Genomic DNA, 12,245 nt, shown 5'->3' on the forward strand with positions numbered 1-12,245 from the left:
TATTATATATGAAAACATCACTATTTAAACTAGCTATTGCCTTGATTTTTACGATGGTATTTAGCTCCTGTAATCAGGGGCAAAAATCCACAAGTAATACAGAAAACCAAGTAGACTGGAACCTGGCTATTTTAGCCTATACCTTTAAGGATAATACCTTTGCAGAAGCCATTGCTAAAGCCAAAGAATTGGGAATAGATCGTATAGGCGGTTTCCCTGGCCAAGCAATAGGTGGTGGCATTGAAGGGAGTATGGCCTTCAATATGGATAGCCTGACTAGAGGAAAGGTTTTGGATCTATTGGCAACTAATAACGTGCAATTGGTAGATTTCGGCGTAATTAGTCCTAAAACGCAAGAAGAATGGGTGCAATTATTTGAATTTGCAAAATCAATGGGCATTCAAAATATCGTGTCTGAACCTGAACCTGCGCTTTTAGATTACATTTCCACTTTATGCGATCAATATCAAATAAAAGTAGCTATACACAATCATGCTAGTCCTTCCATTTACTGGCATCCAGATACAGTAATGAAAAGTCTTGAAGGTAAAAGTGAATTAATGGGAGTATGTGCTGATGTAGGACATTGGTATAGATCGCAATTGGATCCGGTGCAGAGCCTTCAGAAAGTGAGTAGCAGACTTTTTGAATTGCATTTTAAAGATATTGCCAAGGATGGCAAAGATGTGGTAATGGGTACTGGAGATATTCAAATAGCACCATTATTAGAAATCTTAAAGCAACAGCATTTTAAAGGTGTCCTATCGCTGGAATGTGAAGGAGATTTACACGGCAATGTTCCAGAAATTGCAAAGAGCGTAGCCTATTATCAGCAAGTATTAACGCAAATACCTTAATTTTTAGCAGAAAGGTTGGCATGAAAAAATGCGAATCGATTACTATATCAAGAACATAAATGGAAAAAAAATATATTGGAATTGAAATAGGAGGGACTAAGCTTCAACTGGTAATTGGCGATGGAAAAGGAAATATTTTGCAATCCATTCGATTTAAAATCAATACAACAGAAGGTGCTGAGGGAATCCAATCGACTATCGCCCAATGCTTGGCGGATTGGAATCATATTTTACCCAGCATTACAGCCATTGCTGTCGGTTTTGGAGGGCCTGTCAATTGGATGGATGGAACCATTCAGCTTTCGCATCAGGTAGATGGATGGAATCAGTTTGACCTTAAAAATTGGTTACAACAACTTTCTGGATTGCCAGTTTTTATTGAAAATGATGCAAATGTAGCTGCTTTAGGGGAAGCTATTCATGGCGCAGGAAAAGATAAAAACCGCGTATTTTATATGACGATTGGGAGTGGTATAGGTGGAGGTTTTGTATTAAATCAAAAGATTTATCACGGCAAATTACCTGGGGAAGTGGAAATTGGACATATTCGATTAAACAAGCAAGGTGACACTTTAGAATCCGCGTGTTCAGGATGGGCTATTAACCTTCGGGTTCGTAAATACCTGGAAGAAAATGAACATAGTTTACTAGCCAAATTAAGCGCCGACCAAGTTGGACCCGAGTCAATATGGTTAGGCCAAGCCCTAGCACAGCATGATCAAGATGCGCAGCAATTGATGATGGAAATTGCAGATGATATTGCATTCGCTTTATCGCATGTTGTGCATTTATTCCATCCTGAAATACTCATTATTGGCGGCGGAATTTCCTTATTAGGCGATTATCTGCTTATACCCATACAAAATCAATTACCTAATTATGTAATGGATGCATTAAAACCGATTCCTGAACTAAAAATTTCCACATTAGGAGAAGAGGTCGTTCCGATAGGAGCTTTAGAACTGGCTAAAAATTCATTATAACAAGTTATTACCGAAAGAAAACGAAAAATATGTCAACAAATTTCTTAAAAAACTATATTACAGCACATCATTCCGCATTAGATTCTATTCCTACTGAATCAGTTGAAAAAATTATTCAATTGTTTAAAACGGCCTTGGATGAAGATCGTCAGATCTTTGTCTTTGGTAATGGAGGAAGTGCTGCCAATGCCTCTCATTTTATCACAGACTTAGGAAAAGGTGCATCCGATAAAACTTACAAACGATTTCGATGCCTATCCATCAATGATAACGTGAGTTGGATGACAGCCATAGGAAATGACTATTCTTACGATGATGTGTTTTTAAGGCAATTAGAAAACTATGCGAAACCACAGGATATCATATTGATGATGAGTGTTAGTGGGAATTCCCCAAATTTAGTAAAGGCTACGGAATGGGCTAAGAACAATCAAGTATACAGTATTGCGTTAACCGGTCGTACTGGTGGTAAGTTAAAAGAGCTGGCTGATTTATTAATTCCGATTGCATCAGATCATTACGGTCGTGTAGAAGATTGCCATATGCATATTTGTCATATGATTTGTTATGCCTTTATGGAGCTGGAAGAGCTTCAGCAGCAATAATGCAATTTGCCTGAACATGTAAAAAAATTAAAAAGTTCAACTGCTGTATCCTGCATGATAGCATACAGCAGTTGAACTTTTTTATGCCTTATAACTTGAAAATTACTTTTCTTTATTTATCAGCGGATCTGTAAAGGTATCTTTCCCTAGTTCTAATTTTCCAGCAAATCGTTGGTGATAATGTGGAAAATTTGGGCAAGTAAACTTCACATCATACCAATTAAAGCTTTTTGATACATCTACCAATAGTTGCGCTGTGCTAGCTCCTTTTACCTTTAATTTTGCGATTTCTCCTTGTTTATAACTTAAATCATCTATTTTTAATGTAATGGGATCTTTTCCCAAATTTTCAACCTCAATCAACAATTCTCCAGTAGGTTTCTTGGTCAATTTTTTCAATGCTGCAGACACCTGTATCTTAAGCTGAGGGTCATTTTTAGAGCCAGCAAACTCGCTATAATAACCATTCGGACCATGCACGTGCAATTCATATTGCTGTTCCTTAAAAGAGGATATAGGCCATTCATAGGAAATAAGATCTCCCGCTTTTACAGCGAAGGACCAATTTTTATAATTCTCTACTTGTTGGTTGGTATTGGTAAATGCGCCAGGAGCATAAATGGTAAATGGAGAACCTGCAGCTTGTTTTCCAAATAATTGGTTACCTGCTTTCATCGTGATATGAATGGAATTACCTTGCACAAAGCCTTGGGTATTTAATTCATAAGGTAATGCTTTTGAGACCCTTTTTCCGCTTTCCTGTTGAGACATCAATTGGCTAAAATCACCTGTTTTTTTAGCTTCCATAATCTCGGCATCGGAAATCTCCTTGAATATTCCAGGCTCTTCCTTGAATTTTGCATTATAAATACTTTCCAAAAAGCTGTTTCGCTCAATAAAATTGATTTTCTTTTCTTGAGGATCAAACGCGGAAAAAGCGGATGTTAAGTCACCACATATTGTCCTACGCCAAGCACTAATATTCTCTAAGTGTATGTTTTTGTTAAATTTTTTATTGATAAAGCTTTCTAAAAATTGAAGGGTAGAGGTATGGTCAAATACCTGTGAACAAACTTTACCACCTCTACTCCAGGGCGAAGCAATAAGCATAGGAACTCGGAACCCTAATCCAATTGCGCCTTCTCGGGCTTGCTTTTCTGGAATACCCTGTGCTATTTCATTCGCTAGTCGTACAAATTCTACTTCAGTATTGATGCCCGAAGAAACCTTTCCGGTATCTGCTTTTGTAAGATCAGGTACGGAGAATGGAGGTATATGATCATAATATCCATCATTCTCATCGTAAGTGACTATAAAAATAGTTTTCTTCCATACTTCTGGGTTTTTAGTTAAGATATCTAATATTTCAGAAATATACCAAGCACCATACCAAGGGGCACTAGGATGGTCGGAAAAGTTTTGTGGAGCAGATAACCAAGAAACTGTAGGTAATTTACCCTGATGGACATCTGCTTGAAACTGATGAAATAAGTTCCCCATTGGAACCGCTAATTCGCGTTTAACTTGCTTGTCCAAATAACTAAGTTTATCCAATTTTCGGTAATTCGGATCTCCCTCGTTGGTTATAAAAGCCCTATTGTACAGATTTTTTTGCTTCGGACTTAGGTTTTCAAAATTCTTTTTATTCCATTTTTTCAGCTCTAGCTGTGTATCATCGAGCACTTTCTGCTTATCCCGGATACTTGCTTGAACTTTGCGCGCTCTTTCCGCTGTCGAAGGACTTTCTTCTTGTAGCTTGTTGATTTCAGCGGGTAGAGTTTCAACTCTCTTCTGTAAATTTTCTAGGTATCGCTCCTTAAATTTTACCTGATATACCTCAAAATATTCTAATAAATTACATCCGAAATTACTTAACCAAGATCGTTCCTCTGCTTGAAATCCTCCAGCACAACTTATTTCATTCTGATAAAAACCCCATGAGATTCCTTGCTCTTCCAGCAATTCTGGAAAGGTCTTCCATAGGTGCTTTGAATAGGAATAATCCTCATTTCGAATATTAGCCTTAGGTAAATCATTCTCGGAATTCATAATGTTTCCAGTCCAAAAATAAGATCGATTAGGCGTAGTACTGGTCATAGCCGAGCAGAAGTTTTGATCACAAATGGTAAAGGCATCTGCCATGGCATAATTGAAAGGAAGGTCTTCCCGAATATAATGACCTAAGGTCAAAGGCATATGCGCATAATTCTGATGGCCTGATTTTTTGGAAGGTAACCAATAATCATATCGACCATGATTATACGCATCTACTTGGCTAGCTCTAGAATGCGGAAGGTCACCCATCCAGGTACTTTTACTTTCTTTCATGCTCAGTCGAAAAGGAGCAAAAGTTTTACCGAGGGTATCGGTTTGAAACCACACAGGCTTATGATTAGGTAAGGTTATAGCGCGTGGATCATTAAATCCTCTTACTCCAGATAAAGCACCAAATGCATGATCAAACGATCGGTTTTCTTGCATTAAAATAACCACATGTTCAGCATCTAAATACGTGCTTCCGGGAGCAGGATCTATGGCCATTGCTTTCTGAATAGCTGTTGGGATTGCATGAACCATACCCGTAGCTCCAGAAAGCATCATTACTTTCCTTAAAAATTCTCTTCTATTATCCATCTAAAATGTAGATTAGGTTTACGCATTATTGTTTTAGAAAATAGGTATTCTCTTTTTAATTGTCACTAAATCAATTTGTTTAATCATTCAAATTGCTAGTTTAAATTAGGGATTTATTTTTTGAATCGGGAATTATTAGGACGGAAAGATCAATTTTTTAAAGCTCGACACTACATTTAAGTTGTAAAATTGTAAGTTGTCTTTATTTCGCTGAAATTTCCTTTGATACCAGATGCGGCAATATAGCATGCTGTGTTGCCATGGCATGAGTTCAATCTTAGGTCATAAAAGGCTTTAATAAGATTCTATAATCAGTTTTAAAAAGTTTAGCCCCTGATGAGAAAGTATACGTATGGATACGCTATCTGCACATACCGTATCGAATTTGGTTTCTAACAATACAACCCCCGCTAACTGAATGATTAATGGACTAAATGGCTAAACCTGCTGAATTCAATTCACAAAATTAAATACTAATCCTATACCGCGAAAGTTAAATTAAAAATGTCCATCGCATTGCTATGTATATCTTTTCCAAAAAATAGGTCTAACACGAATTAATTTCAGGTAATCATTTCAGCTTATTTAAATGATCTGTTTAGTCGAGCTTAGGCTTAGTGCTTATTTTAATTAATTATTGTATGAATCTTCATTGGATCTGCTACGGAATATTGCATAGCAGATCCAAAAAAGATCCAAAGAAGATCCAATGAAGATCCGAAGGAGATCCGATTATTGATAAAAAAATGGGTTTCAGTGTAGGGATAGACCTGCTGGATAAGATTTAAATAGGTTGAATTTTTATGCAGGGTTTATCTTTCAAAATAAATCGGATAGGTTCCGCTTAAATTAGGATTAAACAAGAATGCTGATTCAAATGGCTAACACAAGCTGCTAGGAAATTTAGTCAATAGCACAACAGTTTAAAGGTTGTACAATACCTGCATCGCGTAAAACATGGCAGATTGTATTTGATTTAAATTAGTCAAACAACCTGTTTTCTGTGGCAATTCGAATTAATTCAATCATGTTTTTAACTTTGAATTTTTGCATCAAGTTCCTACGATGTGTTTCTACTGTGATTAAGCTGATAAAAAGTTGATCAGCAATTTGCGCCGAAGTATGTCCTTTGGCAACTGCTTGAAGAATCTGTTTTTCTCTTTTGGTTATTTTAGGAAGCGCTAGGTTGTTTACGGGGGCTTGCAAGATAATTCGCTGAGCTTCTTGCGATAAGGCCAAATTACCTAATAGCGCTTGCTGTATACAGGTAATTATTTCAGAATTATCCGAGTTCTTCAATATGTATCCATTTCCACCTGCTTGGATAAATTCCAGAATAATACTTTTTTCTGCCTGATTGCTTATGCCTACAATGATCGTATTTGCTAATCTATCCCTTAGTTTTTTGCATAAATCAATTCCATTACTATCGTTTAATACGATATCTAATAAGATCAGGTGGACGGAGTTGGATTGGATAAAATCTAACAATGCCGTTCCTTTGGTAAATGCATATACATCATAGGCTTCTTTAGATAAAATCGATTTTAAGCCTTCCAATACCATTGGATGGTCATCGACAATGGCAATTTTTATCGTTGAATTAGTTGACATAACATTCCATATTAATGGTTGTTCCTTCCGAGATAGTGGAAATTATTTCCAATTTTCCATTAATTAATTTTATTCGATTATTGATGTTGGATAAGCCCAAACCATGCTTTACTTCATCGATTTGGAAACCAATGCCATTATCTTCTATGGTAAGTTGTAATAAATTTTCGGATTGACTGAGTTGTACAATAATGGAAGTGGCTTGAGCGTATTTTATAGCATTACTTAAACATTCTTGCACACTACGGTAAAGGTTGATCTGTAGGGTAAATGGGAACTGTTTCTGAAGGTTGTAACGCTCATACTGAATGTTGAGATTTGGGGTAGAGAAAGTTTCACACAGTTCTTTTAGAGCAACATCTAAACCGAGTTTGTTTAGTGTTTCGGGCATCAGATTTCTGGATATTCTTCTCATTTCAGCAATGGCCATGTCAATTTTTAATAACTCATTGGTATTTAAAGTTGGATTTAATGACATTCGTATGCTCGCTAACATACCTCCAATGCTGTCGTGTAAATCTTTAGCAATTCGTTGCCGTTCTTGTTCTTCTCCTTTTAATATGCCTTCTATCGCTTCTTGTTTGCGGATTTGATCTATTTTATCCAAATCCTTTTGATGATTGATTTGGATTTGTTCATTGAGTTTTCTTTGTTTTAAGTAGTTTTTATAAATCAATAAGGAAATGGTGAAGAAGAGTAATAAACCAATGACTAGCATGAAAATACGATCGCTTTTATCTTTGGACAATAACTCATGAGCTTGGTTTTCTACTTGAAGTTTTTCGATGGTTTTGTTATTTTCAAAATGCTGATGTAAGGATTCTAGCTCCAGCATTTTTTCTTTCATTTTGGCCGACTGTAAGCTATCTGCCAAATGATTGGATTTTTTTAACCAAACTAAGGAGGATTTAAAATCTCCAAGTAATTCATTGACTTGGGCTAATTGTGCAAAAGTAACTCTCCGATTTACCGGATCTTTGGTCAAGTAATTTTCTTCAATTAAGTTTTCTAAAATACTTTTAGCTGTTGGATAATCTTTTAGCATGAGGTAGACGTTGTACATGCGGAAATGTAGAATCTGTAACAACTGTATTTGTTGAAAATCCTTTGCGTGTTTTATTCCAGTTTTTAAGGTATTTAAGGCTTCATGATAGTTGGTTTTCGTGGTATAGTAAAGACCAAGCTGGTACTGATAGTTGGCTAAATGCTGTGTTTTAGGGAACTTTTTTACGATTTGTTCTGCTTGATCTAAATATACTTTTGCAGATTTAGAATCAGGGATATAACAATAATTGCTAATTAAATTCAGATAGGTGATTAATTGTGCTGCACTAGGTTTAGTGAAGTTTTGGACAATATTTAATGCCTTTTCGTGTTGCTCAATACCTTTTTGCAGTTCGCCTACCGACATGAATACCATCCCTAGTTGGGTGTAAAAATAGGCTAGAAGTTCTTGGTTATTGATCTGTTGTGCGATTGGAATACAGGTGTTTATGAGCGTTTGAGCCATGTTGTCATAGCCTTTCTCACTTACTTGTTGGTAGCTGTGTTGGTAATGTGCTAAGGCTAAAGTTTCTTGGCTTAAACTATCCGATTGTTGTCTTAATTGCTGAATACTGTGTTGAAAATTTCGTATACCTGCTGCTTTGTTTCCACGATAACTATCGTATAAGCCCAGATGGTAAGTGTAGTGCGCTTCTAGGTTGGGGTATTCAGATAAGGATTCTTCTGCCGTTTGGAGAGCCAATAAACTTTTAAAACTATCTCTTTGTACATAGAACTCAGCAGTTTTTAATAAGGTAAGGAACTTTATTTCGGAATCTAATTCGGTTGAATTGGACTTGGTTAGTTGAATGGCGTAATTTTCCTCGTCTAAAGGAATCAAGGATTGCCCAATTACAAAAGGATGATATAGACTTAGCATGCCCAATAAGAGCATAAGTTTTATTTTCATAGGGGTGATTTGTGCAAATATGTTAATTATTATATGTTATCATGAAACTTTATTAAAAATCATAGTATACCATTAGAAAAATATCATGGTAAGTGGTGATTGTGTCGAATAATTATAAACTGGATATTTGTCAATATTAATTCAAAATAAAACGAATGGAAAGTTTGAAATCATTAAAAAAAATCTCCTTATTTCTTTGTCTGTTGGGTTTAATTAGCTTCAGTTATTCCTGTAGTAAAGAAGAAAGTGAACCTGCTGAAAAAAAAGGTAAAGTAGAAGATGCGGTTGGCATTTATAAAGGTGTTTTAGAAGTTGGTTCTCAAGATTATTATGATGCTATACTAGAAGTTAGTCAAGTAGGAGATCAAAAGTTAAGTGTGAAAGCAAAGGTAGGACAACCTTATTCCAATATAACTACGAAAATATTTACGGTAGAAGTAGGAGATTATTTTAATGTGGATCCCATTGATATAGCTTCGTTGAGTATATCTCCAGAAGGATTATTTCATTACGATGGTTTATCCAAATCCATTTCAGTAATAACTTCTAAACAACTTGAGCTTGAAATTTCTTATAGTTTTGAAGGGACTAAACAATAATATTTAATTTGATAGAAACTTAATGTGCTTTTATTTTAATATTCCTATTTTTGGATATTCACACTAAGAACTAATTTATTATGAAAAACAAGCGAGTTGCTCTTTTAAGCATGGTATTGGGTTGCCTGATAAGTTCAAATTCAGAAGCTCAAATTTTAAAAAATATAGGCAAAAAACTAGAGAAAAAGGCGGAAGAAGTTATTGATCGAAGCATAGACAAAGTTGGTTCGGAAAAGGTAGAACGCAGTAATCCAAGCACTGAGCAAGCAGAAAATAGCAAGAATAGGCAGCAAGGTCCATTTAAAAATATTGCAGCATTACCGAATGACTTCGTAAGCGGGACTGAGGTTATTTTCTTTGATGATTTTTCGAAGGATGCGGTTGGTAAAATGGGTTCGCATTGGACTTCCAATGGTACCGGATCTGTAAAGGAAGTGGAAGGATTTGATGGGAAATGGTTACAGATGTTCCACTTTAACACTTATAAAATCAAGGATTTATTTCGTATTCCAGAGAATTTCACTTTAGAGTTTGATGTATTAGCATTAGCAGAGAGTAACGATAAAATCCAATTGAATTTTGGGTTTGACTACAATAAAGGGGTTGGAGAGCATTACTTTTTAGCTAACCAAAATCCAGTCAATGTAAACGCTTCCTACCGATTTAATCGCTTTGAATTTAATAGCGCAGAAGTAGAACCTAAAAAGAAGAGTGAAATAGAGGCAAACATGTCCTATTTCATTAATGATATCATGAAAGTAAAACTGATGATTTCGGGAAATCGCATGCATGCTTATGTGAACAATTATAAAATTTTAGATACCGAAATGATTGATCCAATGACTAGAAAATATTTTTATCTAGCCTTAGAAAATGAAAATAACGAGGGTAATGTTTATATCTCGAATGTAAAGATGACTAAATTAGATTGATGATCGATTAATACTATCTTTAAATACCTTATGCAAAAAAAAAGTTGCCCCAACGAGGGCAACTTTTTATTACAATCAACCAGAAACTATTACAATTTATCTTTAACACAGCGTATCGGATAACGATGGTCTCGACGAGGTCTAACATCAGAAGTCACTCCATCCAAATAAACGGTTCGATGGGATAAGAAATTAAATCGTTTATCCGAATTTTCATTCAACGCTAAAAATGTTGGTGGAGCGAATACATAATCTTTCAATTCCAAAGGTATTCCATCTCTACCTGTGGAAGGACTTGGGTTTTGACTATCACTAGCCAAATATACGGCATCAAAATTTCGTACAGTCACGTTTCCTCCCTCGCTGTTCGGGATTATCGATACAGGGATATTATTAAAAACGAGTCCTCGAAGTCCTCCTCCTGCAAAAAATTTCAATTTGTTAGCCGCTGCGCCAACTTCATTTTTCCCATTGAAATAGATATATCCTGCATTGTTTTTTGTGCCTGTTGCGGAGTTTCCTAGACCATTTGCTTGAATTCCAGTGAAATGCCCTACATTGCCACTGGCATCAACGATGATTGGTGCACCTAACAATTCAAAATCTCGAAGAGTTGGCATACGCCATTTTCCACCAGAGATTTTTTTGCAAGGATCTGCAATAGGGTATTCAATTTTGGGGCTGGTTGGATCGGGATGAGATATATTCATCGCCGGAAGAAGCTCGGGTTCATGTGATGCAAAATTCCAATAATCTGTATATCCATAGTTAAACCCTGTTTCTTCTGGATACTTTCTATTGTAATATATTCCATTTTGATAGGTTAAGTTGCCGGTTGCCCAAATTACATTACCCACTTCTATTCCTCCAGTTCCTTTAAAAGTGAGGTTTAGGATGTATTTATAGCCTGGTAATAATTTAAAACCCGACACATGTATATTTGATTTTGTAACGCCATCAATCGTGATGGAATTGATGGAGTAAACATTGTCTTCTGTGCTTTTGGTGCAGACATATCTTAAGGCACTTTCGATAATAGGTTTGTCTAGTTCCGCAAAGGTAATATTAGCATTATTATTTACATCTATGATTGTAAAAGAACCATCCATCAGTTTTACGGAGTATATGGAGTTTCTATGATTCGATATAAAACTATTGATGGCAGAGATATTACCAATTTCTGCACTATTGATGTTTACTTTTATTTGGCTGAATTTATTCTTCAATACGATGGGAAGAACATTATTGTTTTCATTGATTATCATATTCTTAGAAAAATGCAACCAACCATTTATGGTACTATTGTAGGATGAGATCGTTGAAGTACTTAATGAGCTAGTGGGAGCAGGTCCAGGATCTGTGGTATTGCCAAAAGAATAGACTATGAAGGTATATTCAAGCCCAACAGTTAATTTGATTGCGGGATTCAAAATCTCGCTTCCTACCGTGAATACATCCTGCATCAGGTAGGTTCCATTTTTTTGGTAGATCACAACTCGATATTTTACACCTTTTTTAAGTGGTGTAATCGTTAATCCATTTGTACTGTTGACGATGGCTGCTCTATTTAATGATTTATTAGAGGTTTCTTGGATAAGTTCAGCTTGAATGTATTGGTTATCGCCGATCGGAATCTCAACTCCTTGATTCGCTGATAAACTATTTGGCCGGATTGAGCTCCTTTTTAAATCTTCCGAAGTTAGTTCTGTACCCAACATGGAAATTTGTATTTCTGTAGATTTAATCAGGGATAAATCTTTTTTACAGGCCAAAAAAAAGAATGTTGGAATAACGAATAGTAGTAAATAACCTGTTCTTTTAGTAAAAATACTCATTTTAATAAAAATTGTAGTGTGATTAAATTTTAACAAAAAATATATGCTATTACTTGTTTTTATTAAGCAATAGTTTTTTTTTATGATACAAATATCCTAGGTTGTGATTGATAAAAAAATGATTTAAATCATATTTAAAATTTTAATTATTCATTTTTTAAAATGTATTTATGTAAATAAAATAATTCCTATGAATTTATTTTAATTCAATAAAATTAAAAATTGAAGTGCT

At 35.3% G+C, this 12,245-nt stretch carries 9 protein-coding genes; 5 read left to right on the forward strand and 4 right to left on the reverse strand.

Translation table 11 applies throughout. The annotated features are described in order from the left end of the window. The first annotated feature begins 8 nt into the window (after positions 1 to 8). The 3 genes from ACFRAE_RS08305 to ACFRAE_RS08315 are packed head-to-tail and all read left to right on the forward strand — an operon-like array spanning position 9 to position 2,445. Positions 9 to 857, forward strand: a complete 849-nt coding sequence (locus ACFRAE_RS08305; protein WP_422796676.1) for a sugar phosphate isomerase/epimerase family protein — start codon at positions 9 to 11, stop codon at positions 855 to 857. 59 nt (positions 858 to 916) lie between these two features. Further along, positions 917 to 1,840 (forward strand): ROK family protein, encoded by a 924-nt coding sequence (locus tag ACFRAE_RS08310; protein WP_422796677.1) that lies wholly within the window; start codon positions 917 to 919, stop codon positions 1,838 to 1,840. 29 nt (positions 1,841 to 1,869) lie between these two features. Then, positions 1,870 to 2,445, forward strand: a complete 576-nt coding sequence (locus tag ACFRAE_RS08315; protein ID WP_422796678.1) for a D-sedoheptulose-7-phosphate isomerase — start codon at positions 1,870 to 1,872, stop codon at positions 2,443 to 2,445. 102 nt (positions 2,446 to 2,547) lie between these two features. Here ACFRAE_RS08315 and ACFRAE_RS08320 read toward each other — a convergent pair whose 3' ends face one another. From ACFRAE_RS08320 to ACFRAE_RS08330, 3 genes are all read right to left on the reverse strand, one after another. Further along, positions 2,548 to 5,079, reverse strand: coding sequence for a phosphocholine-specific phospholipase C (locus ACFRAE_RS08320; protein ID WP_422796679.1), 2,532 nt, complete (start codon positions 5,077 to 5,079; stop codon positions 2,548 to 2,550). Positions 5,080 to 6,060: 981 nt separating this feature from the next. Beyond that, the gene (locus ACFRAE_RS08325) at positions 6,061 to 6,693 is read right to left on the reverse strand and encodes a response regulator transcription factor (RefSeq protein WP_422796680.1); all 633 of its coding nucleotides are present in this window, start codon (positions 6,691 to 6,693) and stop codon (positions 6,061 to 6,063) included. Then, positions 6,683 to 8,647 carry a tetratricopeptide repeat-containing sensor histidine kinase gene (locus ACFRAE_RS08330; protein WP_422796681.1) on the reverse strand — a complete coding sequence of 655 codons (1,965 nt, stop codon included), beginning with the start codon at positions 8,645 to 8,647 and terminating at the stop codon, positions 6,683 to 6,685. The genes ACFRAE_RS08325 and ACFRAE_RS08330 overlap by 11 nt, the downstream gene beginning before the upstream one ends. Before the next feature lie 155 nt (positions 8,648 to 8,802). Here ACFRAE_RS08330 and ACFRAE_RS08335 point away from each other — a divergent pair, with 155 nt between their 5' ends. Together ACFRAE_RS08335 and ACFRAE_RS08340 are read left to right on the forward strand one after the other, a co-directional pair. Next, positions 8,803 to 9,246, forward strand: a complete 444-nt coding sequence (locus tag ACFRAE_RS08335) for a hypothetical protein (protein ID WP_422796682.1) — start codon at positions 8,803 to 8,805, stop codon at positions 9,244 to 9,246. Between the two features lie 80 nt (positions 9,247 to 9,326). Beyond that, positions 9,327 to 10,178 carry a hypothetical protein gene (locus ACFRAE_RS08340; RefSeq protein ID WP_422796683.1) on the forward strand — a complete coding sequence of 284 codons (852 nt, stop codon included), beginning with the start codon at positions 9,327 to 9,329 and terminating at the stop codon, positions 10,176 to 10,178. Between the two features lie 89 nt (positions 10,179 to 10,267). Here ACFRAE_RS08340 and ACFRAE_RS08345 read toward each other — a convergent pair whose 3' ends face one another. Next, entirely contained in the window at positions 10,268 to 12,013 is a 1,746-nt protein-coding gene (locus ACFRAE_RS08345) for a hypothetical protein (RefSeq protein WP_422796684.1), read from the reverse strand. Positions 12,014 to 12,245: the final 232 nt, after the last annotated feature.

Source organism: Sphingobacterium sp. HJSM2_6 (genome assembly GCF_049316305.1).
Classification (GTDB): domain Bacteria; phylum Bacteroidota; class Bacteroidia; order Sphingobacteriales; family Sphingobacteriaceae; genus Sphingobacterium.

Excerpts from the sequence above, each read along its gene's own strand:
- ACFRAE_RS08305 (WP_422796676.1), top strand. The coding sequence starts at position 9 with ATGAAAACATCACTATTTAAACTAGCTATTGCCTTGATTTTTACGATG.
- ACFRAE_RS08310 (WP_422796677.1), top strand. The coding sequence starts at position 917 with ATGGAAAAAAAATATATTGGAATTGAAATAGGAGGGACTAAGCTTCAA.
- ACFRAE_RS08315 (WP_422796678.1), top strand. The coding sequence starts at position 1,870 with ATGTCAACAAATTTCTTAAAAAACTATATTACAGCACATCATTCCGCA.
- ACFRAE_RS08320 (WP_422796679.1), bottom strand. The coding sequence starts at position 5,079 with ATGGATAATAGAAGAGAATTTTTAAGGAAAGTAATGATGCTTTCTGGA.
- ACFRAE_RS08325 (WP_422796680.1), bottom strand. The coding sequence starts at position 6,693 with ATGTCAACTAATTCAACGATAAAAATTGCCATTGTCGATGACCATCCA.
- ACFRAE_RS08330 (WP_422796681.1), bottom strand. The coding sequence starts at position 8,647 with ATGAAAATAAAACTTATGCTCTTATTGGGCATGCTAAGTCTATATCAT.
- ACFRAE_RS08335 (WP_422796682.1), top strand. The coding sequence starts at position 8,803 with ATGGAAAGTTTGAAATCATTAAAAAAAATCTCCTTATTTCTTTGTCTG.
- ACFRAE_RS08340 (WP_422796683.1), top strand. The coding sequence starts at position 9,327 with ATGAAAAACAAGCGAGTTGCTCTTTTAAGCATGGTATTGGGTTGCCTG.
- ACFRAE_RS08345 (WP_422796684.1), bottom strand. The coding sequence starts at position 12,013 with ATGAGTATTTTTACTAAAAGAACAGGTTATTTACTACTATTCGTTATT.